This window comes from Terasakiella brassicae, from assembly GCF_014641495.1.
GTDB classification, from domain to species: domain Bacteria; phylum Pseudomonadota; class Alphaproteobacteria; order Rhodospirillales; family Terasakiellaceae; genus Terasakiella; species Terasakiella brassicae.
Window position 1 is genome coordinate 1 of sequence record NZ_BMHV01000016.1, and the last position, 25,884, is coordinate 25,884.

Below are 25,884 nucleotides of genomic sequence, written 5' to 3' on the forward strand. Positions count from 1 at the left end.
GTGCAAGCTGGACGGCTTCGCTTTTAAATTCATCAGATTTTTTGAGACTCATTTATTCCTCCTGTAAATCTCAGTTTAACAGAAGGTGCTCTCCAGTTTTAGGGGACGGGTCCAGTCGCCCTGCAAATCAACGTAATATCGAGGAACGAGACAGTTAGCCATTCAGTATTTTTTTCTCATATACCTGCGCAATTCGATCACCATCCCACAAAAAATACAGATGGTTTGCTTGGCGGCAATTGGATATTGCGCGGGGCTTAAAGGCAGCTATACATTCTCCTTCGGGATTGCGAACACTGTCATAGACGATCCCCCAAGAACCCTCTTCCCGTAATCGTTTAGCAAAAGATTGTGAGGTCGCGTAACTTTCGGGGTCGTATAAGTCACTGCGAAGGTTTTGGAGACCTCGTATATCGTGTAATGCAGCATCTACGGTAATAGCGTAGGCGCGCATATCCAATTCCATCTTGGGCTCATTGGTTGCGCGCATGAAATTTTCTCGATGGTGTTTAACTTCAATAATGGCTGTTTCGAGGTCATTAGCAGCATAGAAGACACCATACATGCCGTCTGTGAAGCGGCTGCCGTCCGGATTAACGTGGGTAAATGCAGCCATGATTGGGCTGGTATTAGGGCCAGAAATGCGATCTTCGGGCATTACAAGCGATAAGTCACCAGTTTCATCTCGCAACCGGTCATTGGTTAGAGCTTCCAGTGCAAACACAGCATCAAGATCAGCTGGATTACTCACCCGTTCAAAGAGGCCAATCGGCGGGAACCTTGAGGGGACAATTCGATAGCAAGGTTCCCAGAAAATATCATGTACCGATATATTGTCGCTCATTAAATGCCGCCTCTTTGAGCATCAAGATATTGGCGAACGATAAACAGGTCGACAACATTACCAGACAGCATTCTATCCAGCGCACTTCGGCCATTAAACAAGGGAGCATTATTAGCTTTTTTGATCCAATCATCTGCGGCATCTTCTCTAGGTAACAGAATTTGGAGAGCTTTGTAGATCCCAAGGATATAAGAAAGGCGCTCTAAAGTGTCACGGGCAAGGGTGCAGCAATCAGGGTTTTTTTTCCATTTATAGTAGGTTGATTCATTTGTGACACCAAGGAGTGTCATGCATTCTTTGCCATTGAGTTTCCATAGATCTGCAATGTTAAAGAACGTGCGTAATCCCGCGCCTGACATCGTTTTCCGGCTTTGGGCACTATTAAGTGCAGCATTAGCATTTGTCATAACGTTACTCCTTTTGACGCACGGTCTACAAAGCACTCTCGGATGATTCCATCCGAGAGTGCTTTGTAATTGAACAAGGGATTATATGGTCTATATATAACTCTATATTCATAGTAAATCAAGTTATTTTATGAATTTCATAGTTTTATCAATTGAGGGCAGTCAAACTATGTAATGGCAAGGAATATGAGCTACTGTTTGGAAAACTGGATAATTTCAGCACTTATTTCATCATCTGCCATAGCCGCCTGTAAGTGTCTACCGATGGTATTTGTTGCTTGATGAAGTGGCTCAGCTTCTAAATGGGCATAACGTGCTGTTGTTTGGGTTTGTGTATGCCCCAATAAGCCGCCAATCAGGGGCAAGGGGATGCCAGCGCCAACGGCAATACTTGCAAAACTATGACGTAGATCGTGAACGCGGACATCAGCAATACCTGTTGGTAAGGTGTACCCTTTTTGATCTGCAATTCGTTTGACCGTTTGCAAACTTGGCCGGGTGTTATTTTCCTGTTTTATTTTTTCAATGACGGGTCCCCATATCTCGTCTTCTTCCAACATTAATATTGTTGCGAGATTGCGAATGCGTCGCCAAGTAGGGCCTAAATCATCCATATGGGTTTGAGGATTCTTGCCCACGATGACGTAAGGATTGTCTTTGAGCTTCTCTATATTGTTAAGGACTTCCAGTGCGGGTGGGCTTAATGGGATGTCTTTTGCACCCGTCTTGCTGTCCGGTAATGCAAAGCAACGGCGATCCCAATTGATATAATCCCATTTTAAAGAAAGAATTTCACTCTTTCTTGCGCCGGTGAAAATTAAAAGCCGCAAAGCAGCCAAGGCATGTGGGGTACCTATATTTTCCCGTTCTGCAATGTGCATTGCTTTTGAGATAATCTGTAATTCCTGTTGAGATAAATAGCGCTTGCGTTTCTCTTCTTTAAATTTCTGTAATCGGTCTGTCGGATTGCGCCAATCGTGACGGATTTCATAAAGATCATCGGCAGTAAAATTGAATATTTTGGAAAGTAGTGCCAATACGCGATTAGCCTGATATGGGGTATCTTTTAAGGATTGGTGCAAACGTCGGACATCACTTTTAGCAACATCCACGGCTTTTACTTTACCCAGTGCAGGGAAAATAAAACGATCCAAGAGGTGACGGTTCTCATAAACTGTTTTTTCTTTGTTATGAGGAATAGAATGTTCGATTAAGAAACGGTTGCCAAGCTCTGTCATGGTTTCGGCTTTACGTAACAGGTCTTGTTTAACTGCGGGATCATTACCGTTTTCAACATCGGACAACAATTCGAAGGCGGCTTTTCGGGCTTGGTCAACAGTCATTGGTGGATAGCGGCCCACCTTGCGTTTACGTTCCCGCTTGCCAGCGCGCCAGTAAACTTGGAAGGTTTTATTCCCTTTTGGGCTAACGCGTATGCCGAACCCCTTTAATTCATCATCCCAAACAGCATACTCCTGTTCGGTTGGCTTTAGGGAATCAATTAAACGTTTGGTCAATTTCGGCATAGGTCACCTCATATAGTAGAGTGGACAGGTGCAGGACAGGTAAATTTTTAAAGTGCCCCTTCTGAATAGCGCAGTAACCTTGGCGCTGGACAGGTTGGACACGTTGGACACCTTTCAGGCCCCTCTATCTCAATATTGATTACATCCATTTTGTATTTTCAAAATTCCATTTGGACGCAATTTGGACGCAAATTTCAGTTATTCATGGTGATCTACATTAACAATACTTATCATGATATGTCACTAAAATAACGTAATATCAATATGTTGATGATATGCAGTGATTTTGCATGGCCCCACGTGATACCATAAAATTCTAATTCGTAATCAGTAGGTCGGAGGTTCAAATCCTCTCTTCGGCACCATGTTTTTTAATGAGTTATGTTACGTTATATACTTATTACTGTAATATGGACATGGTCGTAATAGCGCTAGCCATATATTGGCGGGATGCTTCTTCTTGGAAAAGGAGTTAAGGCTGACGTCTGCGACGGTGTTATGTGGATTGATCGGGCTGTCCGTCAAGGTGACACGGATGCACAATTGATGTTAGCAGCCATGTAAATATGACAAAAACTCAATTGATAGATTGACACACACCGAATTTGGGCGCAAATGATCCCTTTAGTATTCATTCGCGATCGCGCAATTCCGCTGAAAGCTCAGCGTGACAATATCTCGAAATTGAAAATAATTTATTGAATGCCCCGCCTGCGCTCCGGGATGTTAAAAATGCCGAAGTTTATCCCTGTGTCGAAATAGGATGTATGCGCGGCCGAAAGAAACTTTATGCAATCGAAAAATTTTGAGGCGCTTGGCCTGTCTGAACCATTGTTGCGTGCACTGCGAGAACAACAATTTGAAACGCCTACGCCCATTCAAGAACAATCAATACCTTCTCTTTTAGAAAAATGCGATTTGTTGGGGATTGCACAGACCGGGACTGGCAAGACGGCAGCCTTCAGTCTTCCCATCCTGCATGAACTTGCCGAAGATTGGGAACCGCCTGCGCCCAAGTTTCCCTTGAGTATCATTCTTGCTCCTACCCGAGAGCTGGCAATTCAAATTGGCGAATCGATTGAAAGCTTAGGGCGCCATCTCCCTGTTCGACATACTGTTATTTTTGGGGGTGTTAGCCAAAAACGTCAGGTTAGTGCACTTCAGCGCGGTGTTGATATTGTCGTTGCGACACCTGGGCGTCTTTTAGACCTAATGAACCAAGGGCATATTTCACTCAATCACATTTGGCATTTTGTATTGGACGAAGCTGATCGTATGTTGGATATGGGCTTCATCCATGATGTTAAAAAAATCATTGCCGCACTGCCAAAAGAACGCCAAACCCTGTTCTTTTCCGCAACCATGCCCAAAACGGTTTCTGGACTTGCCAGCAGCATACTGCACGATCCCGTCCGTATAGAGGTGACACCGCAATCAACACCGGTTGAACGCATTGCCCAAAGTGTGTACTACGTGCCCGCAGCTGATAAAAATGGATTGCTAACCAATATCTTAGGCGATAAGTCCATAAATAAAACCATCGTCTTTACGCGGACGAAACACCGAGCCAACCGGGTGGCACAACAGCTTGATAAGGCGGGTATCACGTCAGCCGCTATTCATGGCAATAAATCGCAAGGCGCACGGCAAAAAGCACTTAAAAACTTCAGCAGCGGTGAAGTCCGTGTTTTGGTGGCGACAGACATAGCAGCACGAGGGATTGACATCGACAATGTCAGCCACGTCATTAACTTCGAGCTTCCGAATATTGCTGAAGATTACGTTCATCGTATCGGTCGTACAGCAAGGGCTGGGGCATCTGGTGCTGCAATTTCTATGTGTGATCCAAGTGAACAAGCTTACCTTCGTGATATTGAAAAACTGATGCAGCAGCAACTTGATGTTTTAGGTGGTCAACCGTCTCAGGACGAGCCCAAACCGACTAAGCGGGGTTCTCGAGCGTCTCCGAACCGCCGAGCGAAGTCAAAACGGTATCAAGGTAAGCCTAAAAAAAGCGCAGCGTAGTTTATACTGAACATACGACATCACGAAATCGGAGTGGCTTCTGGCTATCTTTCTTAAAATTGGCAGATGCGGACGAGATCGACATTTTTCTGTCAGATGAAGATGATGAATTATTCTCTAAAGAGAAGGAAAAGTTATGGGATCAGGATCAACACGACCAAACACTGCAGATGATAAAATGATCGCGGCCATTGAACGCGGCGATCAGAGTGAATTTCAAGACAGCAGACCGCCAAAGGTTAAGGACAATACCCTTATCAAATCCAAAAAAGCACAAAAGCAAAAAACGCTTGATAAAACAAAAGCTTTGAAAGCGTTGAGGCTGGCTGCAGAGAAAGAAAAGAAGGCTAAATAGAAGCCGAAGATTTCTTTTTCCTTTGGGTTCATAGCGGACATTTAATCCATCACAGAGTTTGTCCGTTCTCGGCCTTGTATTTTGTCCGGTGATGGAAAGGGCCTGCAATAACATTAGAACAGTATCGGCGATATCTTCTGGTGTCGAAATACGTTGTAACGGAAGTTGACCGGACAAGCATACATCTTGTCTTCATTGCCTTGCCACCACCGGGTTTTTACGGCACCCGGCATAACGCCATTTATACGGATATCCGGGGCTAATGCCCCTGCCAATGGCTTTGTTAGTTCATCATTGCAGCTTTGGAAACGGCATATGGGATTGACGACCCAAAACCGGTTTTTCCAGCAATACTGCCCACATTGACAATTGCACGCCCAATGCCAGTTGCGCCGCCTGTAACCATGGCAATTTTACCATCCATTGGGCTGAGCATTTACCGACAAGCTGATCGCCTAAGCGATGGGCTTGAATTTCTCATCACGCTCATAAGACTAAGAGTTAAGCAGATAAACGTGTTTGTCCAAGCCTTTTAAAAGGTAAAGGGGGTTGCGAAGGCGGGAAGGGCAAAAACTGCAAACGCGGTTTTATGCAACTACACTTGAATCCAGAGTGTTTAAAAACCCTTAAATTTTGTCTGCGCATGTAGGTAACACTTTTTTTACGAAAAAACAGTATGTTGTAAGGAGCTTGAGGCGTGTCTTGATCCTCAAGGTTTCAGCGGTGTTGGTCTTTTTTACTTTGAAAACAACATTCGTAGTTGATCTTGACGGGTAAAGGCTCACATAATGACAAATAGGCAATAAAAATGTTGGAAAATTCAGCGCATGTCCATCAGGGGGCATCCAATGTGTCGGGGTCATCTTTTTTACATGACGCCGACAATGATAAAGAACAAAATGGCGATGTAAAAATGGCTGAGACAAAATCAAAAGCATCGAATTTGAAACATTCCTATACCATTCCCTGCTCCAGTCAATTTCGGGATCGGGTGTCAAAACTGGCTGATCGCAAAAAAGTAAATGTGGCGGATCTTGCTCGTTCCGTTTTGTTGATGGTCAGTGATGCTGACATATCTGATTTTGCCGATCCGGGCGACCCGGACCCGCAAGACCGTGAAACCGTGATCCTGAAATCGGGGCCGAGCAAGGGCCGACCATGGCGACGCAAGCCTCGACTGCAAGTTCGCATGGCCCCCGGTTATGATGCTTTGTTCATTCGTAAGGCGCTCAACTTAGCATTGTATATGGAGGAGGGCAAGGCACAGGTGCGCATCGATACCCCAGAAACCATAGAGCAACGCCAACGCGAGATTGATCGTATTCGTAAAGAGGCACAAGAAGCCGCAAAACAAGAACAGAAAAATCATCAACTACCCGAAACGGTTGAGGAATTGGAAAGACTTCAGGCGATTGTATCTGTGTTGTCGTTTGAACCGTTACGAGATGGTGTTCAGGATCGAAGTGATGCGTTGCATATTCTGGGTTTCCCGCCAAAGACCTATCCAAGCCGTATGGAACTGCGGGCACGGTTTCGCATGCTGGCGACAATTCACCACCCAGACGGGAAGTATGGCAGCCATGAACGCATGAGCCAATTGAACCAGGCGATGGAAGTTTTGCGCTATGCAAGCTGACTTATCCACAGGGGTGTGGATAAATTTTCTTTTGCCGTTCTGTTTTCGGAACGGCATTTTTTTTGGTAGGATACTTCTGTAAACTACACTGTTTGAAAGGTAGAATGGATGCAGCGACCTCGTCTTTTTGTTACCCGAAGATTGCCGCAGGATGTGGAAAATCGGCTTATGGATACATTTGAAACCAATTTATCCACAGGTGAATTTGCCGACAATTCAGAAAAGTTAATTCAACATAGCCAAGGTGTAGATGGCATTTTGTGCACGCCCTGTGATCAAATCGGTGCCGATTTGATTGCAAAACTACCGGACCGTATCCGCATCATTTCGACATTCTCGGTCGGTTATGAACATGTGGATATTGCGGCTGCGAAAAAACGCGATATCGTGGTGACCAATACGCCCGGCGTTCTGACCGATGCGACAGCCGACATTGCTATGTTATTGATATTAGGGGCGACCCGTCGAGCATACGAAGGCGAACGTCTTATTCGCGAAGATAAATGGACAGGTTGGACCCCGACCCAATTGATGGGAATGGGGCTTCAGGGCAAGCGTTTGGGCATTTTGGGGATGGGGCGTATCGGGCAGGCGGTTGCCCGGCGTGCCAAAGCATTTGGCATGGATATACATTATCATAACCGCCGTCCGGTTGCGTTTGATGCGACCTATCACGAAACGGCAGAAAGTCTGTTGATGCACAGTGATGTCCTGTCCCTGCATTGTCCGTTAACGCCTGAAACCAAAGGGCTTTTAAATACACAGGCTATTGAAAAAATGCCGCAAGGCGCTGTGGTCGTGAATACGGCCCGGGGTCCGGTTGTGGATGATGAGGCTTTAATCGCCGCCTTGAAAAGTGGTCGTTTAAGGGCTGCGGGGCTGGATGTGTTCACCGGGGAACCACACTTGCATGCAGGTTACCGTGACTTGCCCAATACGTTTTTACTGCCTCATTTGGGTAGTGGCACAGTGGAAACACGCAATGCAATGGGATTTTGTGCCTTGGAAAATTTGAAAACGTTTTTTGAAGGTAAAACCCCGCCTAATGTGGTGGTGTAAACAAAGAAAAAGCCCTCTGTAATCAATCACAGAGGGCTTTGAAAGACCTAAGAGAATTTCTCTTAGTACATGTGCTGACCACCGTTGATGGACAGGGTTGCACCTGTGATGAAGTCGCCTTCATCAGCAACCAGGAACAACACGCCACGTGCGATATCGTCGGCGCGACCCAAACGGCCCATCGGGATTTTCGCAATAATTTTTTCAAGAACGGCAGGCGGAACCGCACGAACCATGTCGGTATCTACATAACCCGGTGCAATGGCGTTCACGGTGATGCCTTTGCCCGCGCCTTCTTGGGCCAAGGCTTTGGTGAAGCCGTGGATACCGGATTTGGCAGCGGCATAGTTAACCTGACCATATTGCCCGGCTTGACCGTTAATAGAACCAATGTTGACAATCCGACCGAAGCTGCGCTCGCGCATGCCGTCGATGACACCGCGACACAGGTTAAAGCAGGAGGACAGGTTGGTTGCAATAACCGCTTCCCAGTTGTCCGCAGACATACGGTGCAGGGTGCCGTCACGTGTGATACCGGCGTTGTTGATCAGGATCTCAACAGGGCCGAGGTCGGCTTCGATTTTCTTGAGCATTTCCTGACAGGCATCAAAATCGCTGACGTCACATTTATAAGAAGCAATGCCTGTTTCTTCTGTAAATTTCTTTGCGGCTTCTTCGTTACCGCCAAAATTGGCAGCGACGGTATAACCGGCGTCTTTAAGGCGTTCAGAAATTGCGCGACCAATACCGCGCGTCCCACCAGTTACGAGTGCTACACGACCCATCTGTTTCTTCCTCTACTTTTTTAGTCCACAGTTTTTTTGTTCTGAAAAGACCGAAACTCCCCGATCTTCAATCTTGGCATTGTGGGGACATTAATGGCATAAATCCACCCCTAATTTTGAAATATTCAAACTTTATCGTTTTGCATAAAAAAAACAGCTCTTCCCATATGGAAAAGAGCTGTTTTTCAATAGTTTACCAACGTTGTTCGCTTGTTTAACAAACGATCATCAGTTGTGGCTTAGGCGCGTTCTACACACAATGCTACACCTTGACCACCACCGATACACAGCGTTGCAATCCCTTTTTTGGAATCGCGGCGCTTCATTTCGTGCAACAGGGTGACAAGAATGCGGTTGCCGGATGCGCCGATCGGGTGACCAATGGCAATGGCACCGCCATTCACGTTGACTTTATCAGTGTCCCAGCCAAGTTCCTTGTTAACGGAAATAGCTTGTGCCGCAAACGCTTCGTTGGCTTCGATCAGATCCAGATCATCGATAGACCAACCGGCTTTATCCAATGCCTTGGTGACGGCCGGGATCGGGCCTGTCCCCATGATTTTCGGATCAACACCGTGGGTGGCCCATGCTTTGATGGTTGCCAATGGTGTCAGGCCGCGTTTGTCAGCTTCTTCCTTGCTCATCAACACAACAACGGAAGCCCCGTCATTAAGACCGGAGGCGTTACCGGCGGTGACGGAACCGTCTTTAGAGAAAGCCGGACGCAGTTTACCAAGGCCTTCTGCGCTTACGCCTTCTTTGATGAATTCGTCTTTGTCAAAAATGATATCGCCTTTGCGATTTTTGATGGTCACCGGGACGATTTCCTCGTCGAACTTACCAGCAGCGCGTGCGGCTTCGGCTTTGTTTTGCGAGCCGGCGGCAAAAGCGTCTTGTTCCTCGCGCGAGATTTGGTACTTGTCCGCAATATTTTGCGCTGTTGTCCCCATATGATAATCATTAAAGGCACACCACAGACCGTCTTTGATCATGGTGTCTTCCATTTTAGCCGGGCCCATTTTCGTGCCGTTGCGCAGATGCATCACGTGCGGAGACAGAGACATATTTTCCTGACCACCGGCAACGACGATATCGGCATCCCCCATCAGGATGGCTTGCATACCCATGGCAACGGAGCGTAGACCGGACCCACAAACCTGATTGATGGTCATGGCGGTGGACTCTTCCGGGCAACCGGCGAGAATGGCGGCTTGACGTGCCGGGTTTTGGCCCTGACCACCGGTCAAAACCTGACCCATAAAGACTTCCTGAACGTCTGCAGCATCAACGCCTGCGCGTTCCAACGCGGCTTTGATTACCGTTGCGCCCAATTCGTGCGCGGGGACGCTGGCAAGGCTGCCGCTAAAGTTGCCGACCGCTGTACGGGCTGCACCAACAATGACCACTTCAGTCATATTCAATGTCTCCTAAATATAATTATTATTTCCCCTGCAAAGGGCGGGTAAGCCGCCGCCTCGCAGGCCAATAGGGTATAGAAGCAAGACGAATGGTCAAGCAATGATTGTGCGAATGCGAAATTAGAATTGTTATATAATTATTTTTCTTGTGTTAAGAGCCACTTAGCCAAGGGGGTATAAAGGCCGCGTTGGGCGTTGCGTCCGGTCATCATGCCGATGTGCCCGGCTTTTACGGTTTTGACCTGACGGTTCGGTAATTTTTGGGCCAAAGCATGGGCCGATTCCGGGGGAACGATTCGGTCATTTTGCGGGATCACCAGATAAGTCGGGTGATGAATTTCCCTCGGATCTATAAAATGCCCATCGATTTCCCAAACACCGCGTCCGGGTTTGTTGTCGATATACCAGCCAAACAGGCACTCGCGTGCAACATTCCCGACCAAGGGGACGCCATCATTGATCCAGTCTTCCATTGCGACAAACTTCTCGGCCGTGCGACTTGCGGGATCCATTTTGGAAAATTCCATAAACTTTTGTAGAATTTGGTAGGGATCAATGGCAGCAAACAGGCTTTGGATCATATCGACGGGTAACAGCCCCAAAGTTTGTATGAGGCTTTCCAATTGAGGTTGAGCGCAGCGCATAATATGGGCATGGCGAGAACTGCCAGCATGAAAATCCCATGGTGTCGCCAACAGGGCGAGGCGGTCAATTTTGTCCGGTTCCAAGGCGGCCAATGCAGTGCATAGAACACCCCCCATGCAATAACCGATCAAAGTGACGGGACGATTGCATTGACGATAGATTTCAGTGACGGCGTTGTTCAGGCGTTCAAGGATATAGTCTTCCAGTGTGAATTGTTTTTCTGCCGCACCCGGTTCCCCCCAATCCAGTAAAAAACAGCGGATACCTTTGTTTGCGAGACTGCGCATCAAGCTGCGTTTTTCGCTGAGATCAAGAATGTAGGCTTTATTGATCAGCGACGGTACGGCAAGAACGACGGGGCCGTTGTCGGGACCGCCGTAATCCAGAAGACGTGATGCGCCGTCCTGCCATAAAACCGGGGCCTCGCTCAGGCAGCGTTCATAAGGGTGTTTGTGATAGGCGCGTACGCCCGCCAAAAAATGCTGAGCCCGTAAAAAGGCTTCCGCATCAAGGGCTGCGCGAAAAGAATCTTCAGGATAGGCCGAAATTTGGTCAGTCAGGCTTTCGGCCTGTATTTTCAAGTCGGGACTCCAGTTCACGGACCCGCTTTTCAAGCGCGTCAATGCGGTGCGACAGCTCATCCATGTTGCGCTCAGTGTGCTCAGGTGCAGGGGAAGCGGACGTGGTCCCACCCGTTTGGGCGGTTGTGAACGGGTTTGTGCCATCTTTGAATTGCTCTTTCCAGCTATCAGCCCAGTTTCCCATCCAGCTTTGAATTTTTTCCGGCGTATCCAGTGTTTTCATCATTTCGCTGGCTTGTTGATTGAAGACTTCGCCTAATTTAAGGCTGTCTTCAACAACGCGTTCTGAAGATTGGGAAAGAAGCTGTTTTTGCCAAAGGTCGAGATATTGTGCGGCGAGATCGTGGATCTTTTTATCGGAATCACTCATTGCTTTTATCGTCTTTTTTTTGCCGTTACGCAGCAACGCTGCCGCAAAAAGTTACTATAGAGACCGGATAAAGGTCAATTATTTGGTGATTTTTGTAATTTTTTTCACAATACTGCAATGCGATACTTTTGTGTGCAGTGAATTCGCGTTATGGTACAAGGCTATGGGGAGACCTCCACATAATATATATGTGAGATATATATGTGAGAGGGCTTGGGACTTAAAAAAAGAAGATATGATATGGCACAAACTGAAGATAAAGAAGCACCGATTACGATCAAGAAGTACGCCAACCGCCGTTTATACAACACCGCCACCAGCAGCTATGTGACGCTGGACCATCTGGCACAGATGGTAAAAGAAGGGACCCAGTTTGCTGTTTTTGATGCAAAAAGCGGAGATGAAATCACGCGTTCAGTTCTGACACAGATTATTGTGGAAGAAGAAGCCAAGGGGCAAAATCTGTTACCGGTCAGTTTCTTGCGCCACCTGATCAGTTTTTATGGTGATAGCTTGCAAGGACTGGTGCCGAGTTATCTGGAACAATCGATGCAATCTTTTGCCACCAATCAGGAAAAGATGCGCGATTATATGAAAGAGACAATGGGGGGGTTAAACCCGTTCGGTTCCTTTGAAGAGATGAACAAGCAAAATATGGTGATGTTTGAAAACGCCATGCGCATGTTTGCGCCGCAATTCTACAAAGAAGGCGAACATAAAGAGGCGGACGCAGGCCAGAAAATAGATGAAAAACCGTCTCAATCGGCTGAAAAAGCAGGCGATGATCTGGAAAAAATGAAAGCTCAACTGGAAGCCATGCAGCAGCAGTTGAGCAAACTCAGTCAAAAGTAAGTCCAACTTGAATTTTAAGACTGCATGCGTTCAAAACGCCTTTTGCCACCCGCGAAAGGCGTTTTTTACGTGATCACATTTTGTTGCAAAGGTTGTCTTTGGGCTGACAGTCTGCTGTTTTGATTCTATACTGAACGACTTTCTGTATTTGAATTGCAGGTAAATAGACCCGTGGCTGTTACTCTTGAAACCAAAGCACTTGTCCCCGCTGTTCCGGCGGGACCGTTACGTGCGGCGCGTGGTCAAAATCAAGAAGTTGCCCCCGACACGTCTAAAACGCAGAATTCGGCACAGGCTTTCGTCAATAGTCTGTCGGTGGATATTCGCAATAAAGTCATGCGCCCCTTGCATGATCGTGTGCGCCATGACAAATCAGAAGAAGCTACGCAAGAACAGGAGACACAGAAAAGCAAGGCGCAACCTGCCGATACAGGTCAGGCGCAGGCCCTGAATGGGGGGAGAAATAATAAATCTTATTATTCAAGCCCGACATTCATCGCCAATTTGACAGTGCTGCAAGCGCAACAGGGATATGGATCTGATCGGCAAGCTTCCCTCGGGGCAGCACGTTATAAAGCCTCGCATCAAGCTTATCTTGATGCAGGTGCGCAACCTGGAGGAGAGTTTAATGCAAGGGAAGACTCTATAAAGAGTGCGGAACGTGCAGAGAAAATTATGATCGTACCTCCGGGCATTTCAACCGTGAATTTTGTCGCATAGGCGTTGAAATATTTTGAAATATTTTGATAAAAATATTTTCGAGACCCTCTAAAATGCCCTTAAATCATAAATATTTTGCCTTAAAACAGTTTTTTCTTATGTGTAGTGCAACGAAATATTCTAGAAATATTTTCTTGCAAAATATTTTTGCCCGGTATAATCATTGATAGAAATCCACAATAAACAAAGCGGAATATTGGTTGAATAAGGAGATCACTTTCATGTCCGATGCCGTCGAAAGCAAAGTCGCAAACCGTGCCACAGATACGGACCGTCATGTTGGCGCACGTATTCGCGAACGCCGCATTATGTTGGGATTGAGCCAACAACAAATGGCCGACATGATCGGCGTTACCTATCAACAGGCGCATAAGTATGAGCGCGGGATCAACCGTATTTCAGCGGGTCGTCTTTATGAAATTGGGCAGGTTTTGAAAGTTCCGGTCGGTTTCTTCTTTGAAGGTCTGGATGAAAAAGACGAAACAGAGATCGAATTGACAGACCGTCAGCGTATGTGTCTGGAACTTGCGCGTAATTTCTCTCATATCAACAATGATCGCCATCAGGATGCGCTTAGCCAATTGGCGCGCGCGCTTGCTGCCGAAAAAAACTAAGGCAGACCGATTCTAGGTTTTGAATGTTTAGCCGGGTGTGAAATGTTTTCACGCCCGGTTTTGTTTGTCTGTAAAATACAAGAAATAACTGCTATATAATCAGCAATTTTATTAATTTCGGGGCACTAAACTTGAAACTTTGTATAAAGTTTTGGGTAAAATTGACAAATGTCATGGGCGAACGGCCCTGTTTTTGGAATATAAAGCCGAGCTTTCGAAATTGTATTTAAGGAATCGCGAGACACATGACCTCTCAGACTGTTTCCATTGCCATCACCGGTGCCGGTGGGGCGGGTGTAATGACGGCGGGCCAGATGCTTCTGGATGCTGCTGCAAAAGCCGGCCTTTATGGCCTTATGACACGTTCCAGCGGGCCGCAAATTCGAGGTGGCGAAGCCGCAGCCTTTATTCGCTTGTCCAGCGACCCCGTGGCCTGCCCGGATGATCATTTTGACGTTTTATTCTGTTTTGACTGGATGAACGTGGATCGTTTTGCCGCTGAATTACCCTTGCGCAATGACAGTGTGATCATTGGCGATGCGTCAGCAGGCGAAGCCCCGGATGTGTTGAAAAACAGCGGGGCACGCATGGTTCTGGTGCCGTTAAGCGATACGGCGAAAGAAGTCGAAGGCGGTCGTCCCAATATGATCGGTTTGGGGATGTTGGGCGAAATTGCCGGTTTGCCCTTGGATGCCTTGTCAGCCATTTTGGAAAAAGTTCTCAAACGCAAAGGTCAGACGGCATTGGATGCGTCGATTGCCGGTGTGAAACGCGGGATGGAAGTTGCCGGTGAACTGGAAGCCGAGATCGGTATCAACCTGCATCTGGCGAGCAAAGACAGTGAAACGACACGTTGGTCTTTGACCGGGAACGAAGCGGCCGGAATGGGGGCCATTCGCGGCGGTGTGCGTTTCTGTGCGGCTTATCCGATTACCCCGGCGACCGAGATTCTGGAATGGCTTGCCCCCAATCTGGAAAAAGTTGGGGGGACTCTGGTTCAGGCCGAAGACGAGCTTGCGTCTGTCAACATGATTATTGGCGGCTCGTTCGGCGGGGTGCCTTCGATTACAGCAACATCCGGCCCCGGTCTGGCCTTGATGACCGAGGCACTGGGTTTGGCGGTTTCAGCCGAAATTCCCATTGTTGTGGTCGATGTGATGCGCGGGGGGCCCAGCACGGGGATCCCGACCAAATCCGAACAAAGTGATTTGAACATTGCGCTGCATGGTTTACATGGCGATGCGCCCCATATTGTAACGGCACCGAATTCCATTTCTGACTGCCTGTTTACAACGCAATGGACCGTACATCTGGCGGAGGCCTTGCAGACAACGGCAATCGTTTTATCCGATCAGTCGTTGGGTCAATCGCGCAATGTCATCGACAAACCGGCGGATTTGGCTTTTGTGGCAAAACGCGAAGTGGCCCCGGCCCATGTGGTCGATTACAAGCGCTATGCCCTGACGGACAGCGGCGTTTCGCCAATGGCTATTCCGGGCACACCGGGTGGGGAATATGTGGCAGACGGTCTGGAAACACAGGAAAATGCCCGACCCAGTTCACAGGCCGAAGACCATTATGCCCAGCTTGATAAACGCGAACGTAAATTGACCGGGTTCGATTACGGCCAGCATTGGGCGGAAATTGAAGGCGATAGCGATTTTGCCGTTATTACGTTTGGGTCGGTGACCGCCCCTGTGCGCGAAGCGATCAAACGCTTGGAAGGCGAAGGTCAAAAGGTTAAATTAATATCCATGCGCTTGCTGGCTCCTGCCCTGCCTGATCGTTTCAATGAAGCAATGGCAGGGGTGAAGAAGGCATTGGTCGTGGAACAAACACACTCAAAGCAGTTCTATCGCTACCTGCGCAGTGAATTTGATCTGCCGAAAGACACAACTGTATTGGCGAAACCGGGACCGTTGCCGTTCCGCCCCAATGAAATCGTTACTCAAATCAAGGAGCTGGCATAATGGATCAGGTTGTTCAACACAAACCGTTGACGTTTAAAGACTATAAGTCCGATTACAAGCCAGTCTGGTGTCCGGGATGCGGTGATTTTTCTGTTTTGGCCTCTGTCACCAAAGCTTTGGCAGAACTGCAAATTGCGCGTGAAAATTGCGCGGTGATTTCCGGTATTGGCTGTAGTTCCCGTATTCCGGCTTATACCAGCGTTTATGGATTTCACGGCATTCATGGTCGGGCGCTTGCCAGTGCGACAGGCCTAAAAGTGGCGCGTCCTGATTTGACCGTTATTGCCACAGGCGGCGACGGAGATGGGTTTTCCATCGGGGGGAACCACTTCCTGCATGCTTGTCGTCGCAATGTGGACATGACCTATATTGTGATGGATAACGAAGTCTACGGCATGACCAAAGGGCAAGCCTCCCCGACGACAGCATCGGATTGGGAAGGTTCCAAACTGACACCGCACGGGACAGGGGTTTCCCCTTTTAATCCGTTGGCTGTTGCGTTATCTGCCGGGGCAGGTTTTGTGGCCCGTGGTTTTGCAGGGGATCCGAACGGATCGGCGAAACTGATTACACAAGCTATTCAACACAAAGGGTTTTCTTTTGTGCAAATTCTCAGTCCTTGTGTGACGTTCCGTCCTGAACAGACGGAATGGAAAAAAATCATCCGCAAAGGCGAGATTTCAGAAACCAATGCCTTGGCTGAAGCAATGGCGTTTTTGGCAACTGATGACGGGTTCAGCACAGGCGTTCTTTATGAGACGCAGCGCCCGGTTTATGCGCCCAAACAGGAAGAGAAATATAGTGTGAAAGATATTGAAGCCAGTTTTGAGCTTTAAGGCTTTTACATTATAAAATTAAGGGCGGCATACATCATATCTGCCGCCCTTAGGCTTTTTGGCAAAGTCTTTCAGGTTATTGACAAAGCCCCTCAACTGTCATCCCCGACCCTGATCGGGGATCCATCTTTGTCCAATGAGTAACATCTAATCCATTGATTTTAAATGGATCCCGCATCAAGCGCGGGATGACGGCTTTGGGTCAATTATTTACTGAAAACACTTTGTCAGCAGTCTGAGGATGGAACGATAGAAAGCGTTCCATCCCTTTAATCGAACAGACAGGAAACGGATTGTTCATCATGGATCCGTTTAATCGCTTCCGACAGGATCGGGGCGATGGAAATATGACGAATGTTGCTGGCATCAATCACTGGCTCGGTCCCTTGGATGGAATCTGTAACCGCCAGTTCCTTCAAGGCAGAAGAGGTAATGCGTGAAACCGCACCGCCAGATAAAACACCGTGTGTGATGTAGGCAGAAGCACTTTTGGCACCATTTTTCAACAAGGCCTGTGCCGCATTGCACAATGTGCCGCCGGAATCGACGATATCATCGATCAGAATACAGTTTTTACCGTCCACATCGCCGATAACATTCATAACTTCGGAAACCCCGGCGCGTTCGCGGCGTTTGTCGATGATGGCAAGATTACAGTCCAGACGTTTGGCAATGGCACGTGCGCGAACCACACCGCCGACATCGGGGGAGACGATCAAGAGATTTTCTGTATCGTAGTGTTGCGCGATATCGCGGGCAAAAACCGGGGCGGCGTGCAGGTTATCCACCGGAATATCGAAGAACCCCTGAATTTGACCGGCGTGCAGGTCCATTGTCAACACGCGGTCTGCACCGGCTGTGGTAATCAGGTTTGCAACCAGTTTTGCAGAAATCGGCGAGCGTGGGGCCGATTTACGGTCCTGACGGGCATAGCCGAAATAAGGAACGACAGCAGTGATGCGCCGGGCTGATCCACGACGCGCGGCGTCAATGGTGACCAACAGTTCCATCATATTGTCGTTTGCGGGATAAGACGTTGGTTGAACGATGAAGACATCTTCACCGCGAACGTTTTCAAGGATTTCAACGAAGACTTCCTGATCTGAAAAACGTTTGACGCTGGCTTCGGTGAGAGGAGTGCCAAGCTCTTTACAGATTGCTTCGGCCAGAGGACGGTTTGCGTTACCGGTGAGGATTTTCATGTGAAAACCTAGTCCATAATGTGGTGGGCCCGAGTGATTTCGCGCCGAACATATCAATGCGGAAGTTTGATGTAAACGTCTTATTAACGATCTTGATCATCTTTGTGACGGAACAAAGACATTTCAACGTGTGTGGGATTGTTAATAAGGGGCAATGAACCGATGGTTTCGCCGTCCCGGTGCAGCTGTTGTGCCGATTTGGGGGCGACTCCGGTCAAATTGGGCCTCGCTGCGATGGCGTTCGACCATTAATCCAATACTTTGTACAGCCGCGCGTGAAATTTCATAGGCCAATCGGCCCCAAGGCTTGTTTAAACGGCCTTCTTCCAGTTGGTTGTTCAGTTGCGCCCGGCCCAGTTCCAGCCCGGTGGCATCTTTGACAATCCAAGCAATTTTGATGCGTTGTTTGCCTTCAAACGGATCAAGGGCGCGCACCTCTGCATCCAGAATATAACCGTTTTTAGATGGCTTGTTGCGTACCAACGCCCCGGCTTGACGCAAGGTTAGGGTCATGGCCTTTTTCAAGGCATTTGCGCCATCCCCCGGCACCCTGTCAATTTTATCGATAAAAAACACAACATCTTGATCACGTACAGCCAGTTCGACAGCTTCGCGTTCCCGGTTATCTTGTAGGTAACTTGCAAATTCATCGGCGGCCGCTTCGACCAGATTGTCGATCATAGCTTGATCACCATATTCCCAACGGCGGCGGTCCACATTTATCGGTTGGGAATATTCGAGTTTTTCACCACTTTCACGCTTGGCAAAGGTCCAGTAAATCGCCCCTGTTATATGGGGATTACGCCGGTCGCGTTTGATGACCACCTGTCCCCGCACTTTATAAGACGGGTTGGTGATTGCGTTGCTGGTTGAAGGAATGCCGCGTGCGCCCAGACTTTCTGCAAGGCTGTTTCCCATAATTTTTGCTAATGGTTTGGCAATCCCTTCAATTTTCTGAATGAAGATCGTCCCCCCATCGCGCAGACGCAGGCCGGACGGATCAAACCCGGTCCGGCTATGGCGTAGCGGTTGCGGGGCCTGTGTGCAGGCAACCAGTATCAAGACAAGACTGAGGGCAAAAAGACGATGGAACATGGCGGTGTTATGGTTCTAAATGACCATGACGCAGGAAAACATCAGGGCCGCAAGGCTTAGTAACATCATCATGACAAGATAAGGCATTATTCTGCTTCCAAGCTAATAACGGAAATCTGACGTCCATAGTCCGGTTCGTTTCTATGGGTGGCACGGCGATAGCTGAAGAAACGTTCTTCATCCGGGTAAGTGTCGGCCAAGGATGCCTGAATACTGGCCAGTGATAACGTTTCCAGACGAGATTTGACAAACCCCGGCAGGTCAAATTGATAATGCCCTTCGCGTTTTGCGTCTGTGAACCAGTTCTCAAAGACCGGGTCTTGATTGAGAAAAGTTTTATAAAAACCGGCATCGACTTCATAAGAGGCCTGATGAATGCACGGACCGATACAGGCATGGATGCTGTCTCGTTTGGCCCCAAGATCAATCATGGCCTGAACGGTGTTTTCCAGCACCCCGCCAATGGCCCCTTTCCATCCGGCGTGTGCGGCCCCGATAATCTGGTTTTCCCGATCGTGAAACAGGATGGGGGCGCAATCGGCTGTTAAAATCCCCAAGGCAATCCCCGGCTTGTTGGTGACAAGGGCGTCGACTTCGGGGCTGCGTTCACGTGTCCAGACCTGATCGACGCTATGGACACGATTGGAATGCACCTGTGCGGCACTAAGCAGGTCGGAAATCCGGTTGCCGAGACTTTGTACCACAAGGGCACGGTTGGTCATAACATCGGACAGACTGTCTTTTGATCCCCACGCGCAATTCAACGAGTCGTAAAGACCTGTGCTTAATCCGCCGATACGGGTAAAAAAGCCGTGGGTTGTTGTGATGTTGTCAGCTGTTAAAAAGACGGGATCTTGGCTCATGTCACTTGACCTTCTTCAAAGGCAGCCGGGGTGGGCTGATCGGGATGGGTCGCACATAATACTTTGAATAATTTACCCATTTCTTCAGGCGCTGTCAGGCGTTTGTGGGCGGCGATTAGGCTGGGACGTTGTGTATCCTTGGCATGTTGCAACAAGGTCTGAAACCGTTGGGCAATGCCAAGGCGTTCCAAAAACAGACCCTGACCAATCGGTCCCCAGACTTTGGCCCCGCCATCGCGGAAACTATGGGCCAATGTGGCAAAATCCACATGCGCGGTTAAGTCCACGTCACCGGGATGATCCAGAACGGGGGCGTATTGATGATTTTTCAGGGCTTGCAGGGTTTCACCAAAATCCGGTTGGGCGTAGCCATAATCAATGGCTAAAAAGGCCCCGCCTTGTTCCTTGATCCGTTGACCCAGACCATAAGCCACCGATTGTGCGGTGGATGAAATTTCAAACAAGAAACCTTGATCGTCCTTGTTTTTTAAGGCGGGGGGCATCAGGGCTTGGGCGGCTTGATCACTTTGCAGGACAAACCGCAATCCTGTTCCATCGGGGTCAAGATCGATAAAACGTTCTGCCCAACCCTTTTCACCTTTTTCAAACTGGCGAATGGGCAAGGCATCAAAAAATTCGTTGGCAATGAAAATTGCAGGCCCATCGGGTAAATGGGTGAAATCATCATGCCATTGGATATCCAGCCCGCTATCTTGCAAGGTTTCCTTCTGGCGGGATTTTAAAACGGGGCTGATTTCCACCAGATGCACATCAAGGGCCTTATGAAAGCCGGGTACCGCGCGGGTGGCCCGTAAGGCATCTGACATCAAGGTACCCCGTCCCGGTCCCAGTTCCACAAGATGAACTGACGCGGGACTGCCCATTTGTTGCCATGTAATCGCCGCCCATAAACCAAGAAGTTCGCCAAAAGCCTGAGAAATTTCCGGGGCGGTCGTGAAATCCCCTTTGATCCCAAACGGGTCTTTTTTCATGTAGTAGCCGTGTTTGGGATGGCACAAACATTCTGCCATAAAATCGGATACGGAAATCGGGCCGGTATTTTCGATGCGCTGGCGCAGGATTTTCAACAAGGACGTCATGCGCGTTCTGTCCCCTTTTTATTTTGCCCATCGTTATTTTGATGGCGCAAGGCGTAGATGATAAACCCGATCCCGATGAGGATCATGGGCACCGATAGCCATTGTCCCATCGTGGAACCGCCGCTTAAATAACCGATTTGCACATCGGGTTGGCGCACCATTTCAACGATAGAACGGGCGATACCGTACCCGGCAATGAAAACCCCCATAAAAAGACCGGGTGACTGGCGCAAACGTTCCCGGCGCGACAGGATGAACAGCACAATAAACAGGATGAGGCCTTCCATCAGGGCTTCGTAGATTTGACTGGGATGGCGCGGGTTTGGTCCGCCGTTGGGGAAGATGACCCCCCACGGAACATCGGTTTCGCGCCCGAATAATTCGGCATTGGCGAAATTGGCAATGCGCCCGAAAAACAACCCAATCGGCGCCCCACAGGCCAGCAAATCCCCAAAGCTCAGCATGGGCAGTTTGTGTTTTTTACAGAATAAAATCGCGGCAACAACCACACCAAGGAACCCGCCGTGGAAAGACATGCCCCCTTTCCAGACCTGTAAAATGGCCATTGGATTTTGGCTGAAATAGTCGAAATTATAAAACAGCACGTACCCGGTACGACCACCTAAAACAACGCCGATTGTTGCCCAGAACAGAAAATCGTCAACCTGTTGGTGGGTGATGTTGCCGGGGAAAGATTTGGTCAGAAATTTGATATACTGCCAACCGCCGACCAGACCGACGATATAGGCCAATGCATACCAGCGAATAGCGATGGGCCCCAGTTCAACCGCAATGGGATCGATCATGGGAAAGGCAATGGCAAATGTCATCTGATGTAATCTCTTTCTTTCGATGCAAAGAATGTTTTTACGCAAATGCGTCGTCGCAGGTTGTTTCAACCTGCTCGGGATTTACTCTAGCGGTGCGGATTGTCTTTACAGAGATAGTCTTGAACGTAGCGCCGCACACCCTCTTCCAGCTCCGTAAAAGGTTTATCGTATCCGGCAGCGCGCAACTTATCCATATTTGCCTGTGTAAAATATTGATATTTATCACGAATATTTACAGGCGTGTCGATGTAATGAATTTTCGGCTCCATATCCAACGCCACATAAACTGCGCTGGCAAGGTCTTTGAAAGAACGGGCTTTGCCGGTTCCCACGTTAAACAGACCAGAAACGTCTTGATGATCATAAAGCCAAAGGATGACATCGACCACATCACCAACCCAAATGAAATCCCGCAATTGTCCGCCGTCTTCATAGTCCGGGTGATGGGATTTAAAAAGACGACACATTAATTTTTCAGCCGCATCGGGATAGACATGGGCGACAACACTTTTTTGCCCGCCTTTGTGATATTCGTTGGGACCATAAACGTTGAAAAATTTCAACCCGGCCCATTGCGGGGGTGTGGTGCCGCCTTCTTCGGTTGTGCGTGCAACGGTGCGGTCAAACAGATGTTTGCTCCAGCCATAGGCATTGAGAGGTTCCAGACGAGAAAGATCTTTGCGGTTTTCAAAATCATCAAAACCATGTGCCCCATCGCCGTATGTCGCAGCGGATGACGCATAAAGAAAACGCACTTTATATTGTGAACACCAATCCCACAGGGCGGTTGTCAGACGAAAATTGTTATCGACGATTTTATCTGCATCTGTTTCTGTGGTGGCAGAAATCGCGCCCATGTGAAAGATGGCTTTAATATCGTCCTGATATTCCGCCAAAAAAGGAAACAGGTCGTCCGGGTGGATAATGTCATAAAGATCGCGCTTGGCAAGGTTGCGCCATTTGACGCCATCACGCAAACGATCCACCACGACCAGTTTTTCGTTCGGATAACGTTCTTCAAGGGCAGCAACGATATTCGATCCGATAAATCCGGCACCACCGGTAACAACAAACATGGATATCATCCTTACTTTAACATGAGCGTTCTTGCGTTCTCTTATAGGGCGATCAGAGGTATGGCTTCAAGCAAGACTTGCGCTGAAAAGAACTCATGCCATAATGCGCCACCGATTCGCCCCTATAAAAAGGAAAAGACTCATGCAAAGCAAAAACCGTATTTTCGATGATGTTGCCAAGGTTGCCAGCGGTGCCGTCAGCACATTGACAGGTGTGAGAGAAGAAATTGATGGGCTAATTCGTCAACAAATAGAACGAGTTATGGCAGAAATGGATATTGTGCCGCGTGAAGAATTCGATGCGGTCAAGGCAATGGCAGCGAAGGCACGCGCCGAACAGGATGCATTAAACGTGCGCATTGCGGCGTTGGAAGAAGCCTTGGAAAAAGCAAAAAAATAAACAAGTTAGCTTGGAAATAAGGGGACCCACGAGTCGCGGATTTTCATACCGCGTTGGTCCACAATTTTATCCACAGGAATCTTTTTTTCGAATCCAAGAGCCCCTTGCGCAGGGCCTTTTTTATTGTCTAGGTTCACCCTCAACGACAACGAATTAAAAGATTTTTTGAGTTATGAATTTTCTTGAACAGGTACAAGCGGCAGCACCGGATTACGGTCTGGATATTCTGGAAAATCTCGCCGAAGAACGCGGATGGGTTCTGGAACATTTAAGTAACGGTGATCTGGTGATGGAAAGTGCAGGCGATAACTGCACTTATTCCCTCCAATTTACATGGAGCGCACCTTATCAGTGTTTGCACCTGACCTGTTCTATGGATATGTGCCTGCCCCAAGCCGCAGGTGGGGCCGTGAATGATTTGCTGGCAACAATCAATTCAAAACTTTGGATTGGCCATTTTGCCGTTATGGCCGGGTTTAATGCACCAGCCTTTCGCCATACCATTATGATGAACGGCACATCCGAACATAAAGCTCGCGAACTTGAAGATATTATCGAGATTGCGCTGGGCGAATGCGAACGTTTTTATGCGGCCTTCCAGTTTGCCGCCTTCCACAATATGCCTGCTCAACAGGCGATGGATTGCGCCTTAATGGAATGTGTCGGGCAGGCTTAATCCCCGCCAAACAGACGTTCAAAGAAACCTTTGACCTGTTCGACCACTTCGGGGGCTTCATCACCGGGCAGGGGTTTCTGGGGAATAGTTTCGTGGGCGGTGCGCATGATCTGGCCCCACAGGATTGCGGGTAAATCACCGCCGCTGACGTGCTTCATGGGTTTTTCATTATCGTTGCCCATCCAGACGCCGAGGATAAGGTCGGCGCTGTAGCCGATAAACCAGGCATCACGGAACGATTGTGAGGTGCCGCTTTTTCCACCCAGGCTGCGTTCGAAATTGGCTTTTTTACCGCTGCCGGTTTGCATGACAGCTTTCATCATATCGTTCATTTCACGAATATGGGGTTCTTTAACGATACGCCCTGTGCCACCGCCGTTGCGTTGATAAAGGATTTTTCCGCTGGCATCTTTGATACTTTCAATACCGAAGGGGAAAACGCCGAAACCGCCGTTGGCAAAAGGACCATAAGCGGCGGTCAGTTCCAGCAGGTTGACCTCGCTGGCGCCCAATGTGATGGCAGGCTGCGCTTTTAAGGGAGAGGTAATACCCAAACGATGGGCTGTATCGGCCACTTTTGCAAATCCGACTTTTTGTCCGATTTGGGCGGAAATGGTGTTGATGGACTCGGCCAAGGCCGTACGCAAGGTGACAGGGCCTTGATAGGTCTTGGAATAATTACGCGGTTTCCATTTGCCAATGGCAAAGGGGCCGTCTTTCAGGGTGTCGTCTGCGTCCATACCGTTTTCCACACCGGCAAGAAAGACAAACGGTTTGAAGGCGGAACCGGGTTGGCGTTGGGCTTGGGTGGCGCGATTGAACTGGCTTTGTCCGTAATCACGCCCGCCAATCATGGCCCGGACCGCGCCATCCGGTGACAAGGCGACGACTGCCGCCTGTCCCACATCGCGTTTTTTGCCATTTTTCCTGAGGAAAGCGCGGGTTTTACGTTCCGCCATTTTCTGTAATTCAAGATCCAGCGTGGTGACAATGGTCAGATCTGTATTCATCGGTCCGACAAAATCATCGACCTGCTCCATCACCCAATCGGCAAAATAGCGTGCAGACTTATGCGGTTTTGCCGCGCTGATGATGCGTTCTTTATGTTTTTGGGCCGCGCGTGCTTGTGTCTGTGTCAAATATCCGGCATTTACCATATTGGACAGGACGACAGCGGTTCGTTCTTTGGCGAGGTCAGGATTGCTGCGCGGATTATATTTGCTGGGGGCTTTTAACAATCCGGCGATAAGTGCCGATTCGTAAAGGGAGAGATTGCGCGCCGATTTTGAAAAATATTTTTGGGCGGCGGCTTCCACACCATAGGTGCCTGCGCCGAAATAAACCCGATTGAGATAAAGCGTGAAAATCTGATCTTTGGTGAATTTATGCTCCAGCCAGAAGGCGAGCAACAATTCCTGTACCTTTCGTTTGATGGAACGTTCTGGCGATAAGAACAGGTTTTTGGCGACCTGCTGGGTTAACGTGGATCCGCCTTGGCGAATTTTACCGGAGACAATATTGGCCACAATGGCACGTCCCAGCCCGATGATATCCAGACCAAAATGGTCGTAAAATCTGCGGTCTTCCGTCGCCATGACAGCTTGGGGCAGGTAGTCGGGCAGATCGCTGATCTGGATGGCCTCACCGTAGAGGTCCCCGCTGGTGGCAATAACGTTGCCGTTTGCTGACAGCAAGGTCAGGCCGGGGCGGCGTTCCACGGCGGTGGCTTTATCCACATCGGGCAGATCATAGGCGTAATAGGCGAGAATAGCCGCCAGCAATAGCCCTGCCCAAATGCCGATGGTTGCCAACCACATAAACAGACGCTTGAGGGTCCAAGGCTGTTTTGGTGTCGTTGACGGGTTTTTTTTCGTATTACGGCGTGCCTTTTTGAGGGAGGCCGATTTTTTCTTTTGTGCGCTCATGGCAAAAGCTATGCACCATTGCGGGTTAGAAATCCATTAATAGAGCATATAATCAGGCGATTTTTTGATTTTCC

27 protein-coding genes are annotated in these 25,884 nt (G+C 48.6%); 12 read left to right on the forward strand and 15 right to left on the reverse strand.

All coding sequences use genetic code 11. The features are described 5' to 3' along the window. Positions 1-154 precede the first annotated feature (154 nt). The 3 genes from IEW74_RS11460 to IEW74_RS11470 form a co-directional block, all read right to left on the reverse strand. On the reverse strand, positions 155-844 hold the full coding sequence (locus IEW74_RS11460) for an RES family NAD+ phosphorylase (RefSeq protein WP_188665114.1): 690 nt from the start codon (positions 842-844) through the stop codon (positions 155-157). Further along, on the reverse strand, positions 844-1,251 hold the full coding sequence (locus tag IEW74_RS11465; RefSeq protein ID WP_188665117.1) for an MbcA/ParS/Xre antitoxin family protein: 408 nt from the start codon (positions 1,249-1,251) through the stop codon (positions 844-846). Before IEW74_RS11465 ends, IEW74_RS11460 begins: the two co-directional genes overlap by 1 nt. Before the next feature lie 191 nt (positions 1,252-1,442). Then, complete coding sequence (locus IEW74_RS11470) at positions 1,443-2,777, reverse strand: tyrosine-type recombinase/integrase (RefSeq protein WP_188665120.1); 1,335 nt, start codon at positions 2,775-2,777, stop codon at positions 1,443-1,445. 789 nt (positions 2,778-3,566) lie between these two features. Here IEW74_RS11470 and IEW74_RS11475 point away from each other — a divergent pair. From IEW74_RS11475 to IEW74_RS17510, 3 genes are all read left to right on the forward strand, one after another. Then, complete coding sequence (locus IEW74_RS11475; protein ID WP_188665123.1) at positions 3,567-4,802, forward strand: DEAD/DEAH box helicase; 1,236 nt, start codon at positions 3,567-3,569, stop codon at positions 4,800-4,802. Positions 4,803-4,938: 136 nt separating this feature from the next. Continuing rightward, positions 4,939-5,157 (forward strand): hypothetical protein, encoded by a 219-nt coding sequence (locus IEW74_RS11480; protein WP_188665125.1) that lies wholly within the window; start codon positions 4,939-4,941, stop codon positions 5,155-5,157. Positions 5,158-5,297: 140 nt separating this feature from the next. Beyond that, positions 5,298-5,420, forward strand: a complete 123-nt coding sequence (locus tag IEW74_RS17510; protein ID WP_268233808.1) for a hypothetical protein — start codon at positions 5,298-5,300, stop codon at positions 5,418-5,420. 20 nt (positions 5,421-5,440) lie between these two features. On the opposite strand, the gene IEW74_RS11485 is transcribed toward IEW74_RS17510, so the two are convergent. Next, positions 5,441-5,581 carry a hypothetical protein gene (locus tag IEW74_RS11485; RefSeq protein ID WP_188665127.1) on the reverse strand — a complete coding sequence of 47 codons (141 nt, stop codon included), beginning with the start codon at positions 5,579-5,581 and terminating at the stop codon, positions 5,441-5,443. 384 nt (positions 5,582-5,965) lie between these two features. Between IEW74_RS11485 and IEW74_RS11490 the strand changes: the two genes are divergently transcribed. Both IEW74_RS11490 and IEW74_RS11495 read left to right on the forward strand, forming a co-directional pair. After that, on the forward strand, positions 5,966-6,793 hold the full coding sequence (locus IEW74_RS11490; RefSeq protein ID WP_229734331.1) for a J domain-containing protein: 828 nt from the start codon (positions 5,966-5,968) through the stop codon (positions 6,791-6,793). A 108-nt stretch (positions 6,794-6,901) separates the two neighbouring features. Next, positions 6,902-7,852: a 2-hydroxyacid dehydrogenase gene (locus IEW74_RS11495; RefSeq protein ID WP_188665129.1), complete on the forward strand. Its 951-nt coding sequence runs from the start codon at positions 6,902-6,904 to the stop codon at positions 7,850-7,852. Positions 7,853-7,914: 62 nt separating this feature from the next. Here IEW74_RS11495 and phbB read toward each other — a convergent pair whose 3' ends face one another. From phbB to IEW74_RS11515, 4 genes are all read right to left on the reverse strand, one after another. Further along, entirely contained in the window at positions 7,915-8,637 is a 723-nt protein-coding gene (phbB, locus tag IEW74_RS11500; RefSeq protein WP_188665131.1) for an acetoacetyl-CoA reductase, read from the reverse strand. Positions 8,638-8,876: 239 nt separating this feature from the next. Next, the gene (locus IEW74_RS11505; RefSeq protein WP_188665134.1) at positions 8,877-10,052 is read right to left on the reverse strand and encodes an acetyl-CoA C-acetyltransferase; all 1,176 of its coding nucleotides are present in this window, start codon (positions 10,050-10,052) and stop codon (positions 8,877-8,879) included. Between the two features lie 140 nt (positions 10,053-10,192). Further along, positions 10,193-11,299 (reverse strand): alpha/beta fold hydrolase, encoded by a 1,107-nt coding sequence (locus IEW74_RS11510; RefSeq protein ID WP_229734333.1) that lies wholly within the window; start codon positions 11,297-11,299, stop codon positions 10,193-10,195. Continuing rightward, entirely contained in the window at positions 11,253-11,651 is a 399-nt protein-coding gene (locus IEW74_RS11515) for a hypothetical protein (RefSeq protein ID WP_188665139.1), read from the reverse strand. Before IEW74_RS11515 ends, IEW74_RS11510 begins: the two co-directional genes overlap by 47 nt. A 240-nt stretch (positions 11,652-11,891) precedes the next feature. On the opposite strand from IEW74_RS11515, the gene phaR reads away from it, so the two are divergent. The 5 genes from phaR to IEW74_RS11540 all read left to right on the forward strand — a co-directional run bounded on the left by phaR (position 11,892) and on the right by IEW74_RS11540 (position 16,643). Next, positions 11,892-12,503, forward strand: a complete 612-nt coding sequence (gene phaR, locus IEW74_RS11520) for a polyhydroxyalkanoate synthesis repressor PhaR (RefSeq protein WP_188665141.1) — start codon at positions 11,892-11,894, stop codon at positions 12,501-12,503. A gap of 171 nt (positions 12,504-12,674) precedes the next feature. After that, on the forward strand, positions 12,675-13,223 hold the full coding sequence (locus IEW74_RS11525) for a hypothetical protein (protein WP_188665143.1): 549 nt from the start codon (positions 12,675-12,677) through the stop codon (positions 13,221-13,223). Positions 13,224-13,444: 221 nt separating this feature from the next. After that, entirely contained in the window at positions 13,445-13,837 is a 393-nt protein-coding gene (locus IEW74_RS11530; RefSeq protein ID WP_188665145.1) for a helix-turn-helix domain-containing protein, read from the forward strand. Positions 13,838-14,082: 245 nt separating this feature from the next. Then, positions 14,083-15,807: a 2-oxoacid:acceptor oxidoreductase subunit alpha gene (locus IEW74_RS11535; protein ID WP_188665147.1), complete on the forward strand. Its 1,725-nt coding sequence runs from the start codon at positions 14,083-14,085 to the stop codon at positions 15,805-15,807. Next, on the forward strand, positions 15,807-16,643 hold the full coding sequence (locus IEW74_RS11540) for a 2-oxoacid:ferredoxin oxidoreductase subunit beta (protein WP_188665148.1): 837 nt from the start codon (positions 15,807-15,809) through the stop codon (positions 16,641-16,643). The genes IEW74_RS11535 and IEW74_RS11540 overlap by 1 nt, the downstream gene beginning before the upstream one ends. 269 nt (positions 16,644-16,912) lie before the next feature. On the opposite strand, the gene IEW74_RS11545 is transcribed toward IEW74_RS11540, so the two are convergent. The 6 genes from IEW74_RS11545 to rfaD form a co-directional block, all read right to left on the reverse strand. Continuing rightward, positions 16,913-17,845, reverse strand: coding sequence for a ribose-phosphate pyrophosphokinase (locus IEW74_RS11545; RefSeq protein ID WP_188665150.1), 933 nt, complete (start codon positions 17,843-17,845; stop codon positions 16,913-16,915). A 141-nt stretch (positions 17,846-17,986) separates the two neighbouring features. Then, positions 17,987-18,940, reverse strand: coding sequence for a hypothetical protein (locus IEW74_RS11550; protein WP_188665153.1), 954 nt, complete (start codon positions 18,938-18,940; stop codon positions 17,987-17,989). Positions 18,941-19,026: 86 nt separating this feature from the next. Then, on the reverse strand, positions 19,027-19,803 hold the full coding sequence (gene pgeF, locus IEW74_RS11555; protein ID WP_188665156.1) for a peptidoglycan editing factor PgeF: 777 nt from the start codon (positions 19,801-19,803) through the stop codon (positions 19,027-19,029). Next, positions 19,800-20,903 carry a class I SAM-dependent methyltransferase gene (locus tag IEW74_RS11560; protein WP_188665158.1) on the reverse strand — a complete coding sequence of 368 codons (1,104 nt, stop codon included), beginning with the start codon at positions 20,901-20,903 and terminating at the stop codon, positions 19,800-19,802. The genes pgeF and IEW74_RS11560 overlap by 4 nt, the downstream gene beginning before the upstream one ends. After that, positions 20,900-21,733 carry a prolipoprotein diacylglyceryl transferase gene (lgt, locus tag IEW74_RS11565; RefSeq protein ID WP_188665162.1) on the reverse strand — a complete coding sequence of 278 codons (834 nt, stop codon included), beginning with the start codon at positions 21,731-21,733 and terminating at the stop codon, positions 20,900-20,902. The genes IEW74_RS11560 and lgt overlap by 4 nt, the downstream gene beginning before the upstream one ends. 86 nt (positions 21,734-21,819) lie before the next feature. Beyond that, a complete protein-coding gene (rfaD, locus tag IEW74_RS11570; protein ID WP_188665166.1) occupies positions 21,820-22,809 on the reverse strand; it encodes an ADP-glyceromanno-heptose 6-epimerase in 990 nt (329 codons plus the stop codon). Between the two features lie 142 nt (positions 22,810-22,951). Here rfaD and IEW74_RS11575 point away from each other — a divergent pair, with 142 nt between their 5' ends. Together IEW74_RS11575 and IEW74_RS11580 are read left to right on the forward strand one after the other, a co-directional pair. Continuing rightward, entirely contained in the window at positions 22,952-23,209 is a 258-nt protein-coding gene (locus IEW74_RS11575) for an accessory factor UbiK family protein (RefSeq protein ID WP_188665167.1), read from the forward strand. Positions 23,210-23,381: 172 nt separating this feature from the next. After that, complete coding sequence (locus IEW74_RS11580) at positions 23,382-23,885, forward strand: type III secretion system chaperone family protein (RefSeq protein ID WP_188665168.1); 504 nt, start codon at positions 23,382-23,384, stop codon at positions 23,883-23,885. On the opposite strand, the gene IEW74_RS11585 is transcribed toward IEW74_RS11580, so the two are convergent. Further along, the gene (locus tag IEW74_RS11585; protein ID WP_188665169.1) at positions 23,882-25,810 is read right to left on the reverse strand and encodes a transglycosylase domain-containing protein; all 1,929 of its coding nucleotides are present in this window, start codon (positions 25,808-25,810) and stop codon (positions 23,882-23,884) included. The genes IEW74_RS11580 and IEW74_RS11585 overlap by 4 nt on opposite strands. Positions 25,811-25,884 lie beyond the last annotated feature (74 nt).

What these genes read in the sequence shown, in the direction of transcription:
- IEW74_RS11560 (WP_188665158.1), bottom strand. Translation starts at nt 20,903, where the DNA reads ATGACGTCCTTGTTGAAAATCCTGCGCCAGCGCATCGAAAATACCGGC.
- IEW74_RS11515 (WP_188665139.1), bottom strand. Translation starts at nt 11,651, where the DNA reads ATGAGTGATTCCGATAAAAAGATCCACGATCTCGCCGCACAATATCTC.
- IEW74_RS11550 (WP_188665153.1), bottom strand. Translation starts at nt 18,940, where the DNA reads ATGTTCCATCGTCTTTTTGCCCTCAGTCTTGTCTTGATACTGGTTGCC.
- IEW74_RS11585 (WP_188665169.1), bottom strand. Translation starts at nt 25,810, where the DNA reads ATGAGCGCACAAAAGAAAAAATCGGCCTCCCTCAAAAAGGCACGCCGT.
- pgeF (WP_188665156.1), bottom strand. Translation starts at nt 19,803, where the DNA reads ATGAGCCAAGATCCCGTCTTTTTAACAGCTGACAACATCACAACAACC.
- IEW74_RS11540 (WP_188665148.1), top strand. Translation starts at nt 15,807, where the DNA reads ATGGATCAGGTTGTTCAACACAAACCGTTGACGTTTAAAGACTATAAG.
- IEW74_RS11485 (WP_188665127.1), bottom strand. Translation starts at nt 5,581, where the DNA reads ATGGATGGTAAAATTGCCATGGTTACAGGCGGCGCAACTGGCATTGGG.
- IEW74_RS11580 (WP_188665168.1), top strand. Translation starts at nt 23,382, where the DNA reads ATGAATTTTCTTGAACAGGTACAAGCGGCAGCACCGGATTACGGTCTG.
- rfaD (WP_188665166.1), bottom strand. Translation starts at nt 22,809, where the DNA reads ATGTTTGTTGTTACCGGTGGTGCCGGATTTATCGGATCGAATATCGTT.
- IEW74_RS11575 (WP_188665167.1), top strand. Translation starts at nt 22,952, where the DNA reads ATGCAAAGCAAAAACCGTATTTTCGATGATGTTGCCAAGGTTGCCAGC.
- IEW74_RS11535 (WP_188665147.1), top strand. Translation starts at nt 14,083, where the DNA reads ATGACCTCTCAGACTGTTTCCATTGCCATCACCGGTGCCGGTGGGGCG.
- IEW74_RS11465 (WP_188665117.1), bottom strand. Translation starts at nt 1,251, where the DNA reads ATGACAAATGCTAATGCTGCACTTAATAGTGCCCAAAGCCGGAAAACG.
- IEW74_RS11480 (WP_188665125.1), top strand. Translation starts at nt 4,939, where the DNA reads ATGGGATCAGGATCAACACGACCAAACACTGCAGATGATAAAATGATC.
- IEW74_RS11505 (WP_188665134.1), bottom strand. Translation starts at nt 10,052, where the DNA reads ATGACTGAAGTGGTCATTGTTGGTGCAGCCCGTACAGCGGTCGGCAAC.
- lgt (WP_188665162.1), bottom strand. Translation starts at nt 21,733, where the DNA reads ATGACATTTGCCATTGCCTTTCCCATGATCGATCCCATTGCGGTTGAA.
- IEW74_RS11530 (WP_188665145.1), top strand. Translation starts at nt 13,445, where the DNA reads ATGTCCGATGCCGTCGAAAGCAAAGTCGCAAACCGTGCCACAGATACG.
- IEW74_RS11545 (WP_188665150.1), bottom strand. Translation starts at nt 17,845, where the DNA reads ATGAAAATCCTCACCGGTAACGCAAACCGTCCTCTGGCCGAAGCAATC.
- phbB (WP_188665131.1), bottom strand. Translation starts at nt 8,637, where the DNA reads ATGGGTCGTGTAGCACTCGTAACTGGTGGGACGCGCGGTATTGGTCGC.
- IEW74_RS11460 (WP_188665114.1), bottom strand. Translation starts at nt 844, where the DNA reads ATGAGCGACAATATATCGGTACATGATATTTTCTGGGAACCTTGCTAT.
- IEW74_RS11475 (WP_188665123.1), top strand. Translation starts at nt 3,567, where the DNA reads ATGCAATCGAAAAATTTTGAGGCGCTTGGCCTGTCTGAACCATTGTTG.
- IEW74_RS11490 (WP_229734331.1), top strand. Translation starts at nt 5,966, where the DNA reads ATGTTGGAAAATTCAGCGCATGTCCATCAGGGGGCATCCAATGTGTCG.
- IEW74_RS11470 (WP_188665120.1), bottom strand. Translation starts at nt 2,777, where the DNA reads ATGCCGAAATTGACCAAACGTTTAATTGATTCCCTAAAGCCAACCGAA.
- phaR (WP_188665141.1), top strand. Translation starts at nt 11,892, where the DNA reads ATGGCACAAACTGAAGATAAAGAAGCACCGATTACGATCAAGAAGTAC.
- IEW74_RS11495 (WP_188665129.1), top strand. Translation starts at nt 6,902, where the DNA reads ATGCAGCGACCTCGTCTTTTTGTTACCCGAAGATTGCCGCAGGATGTG.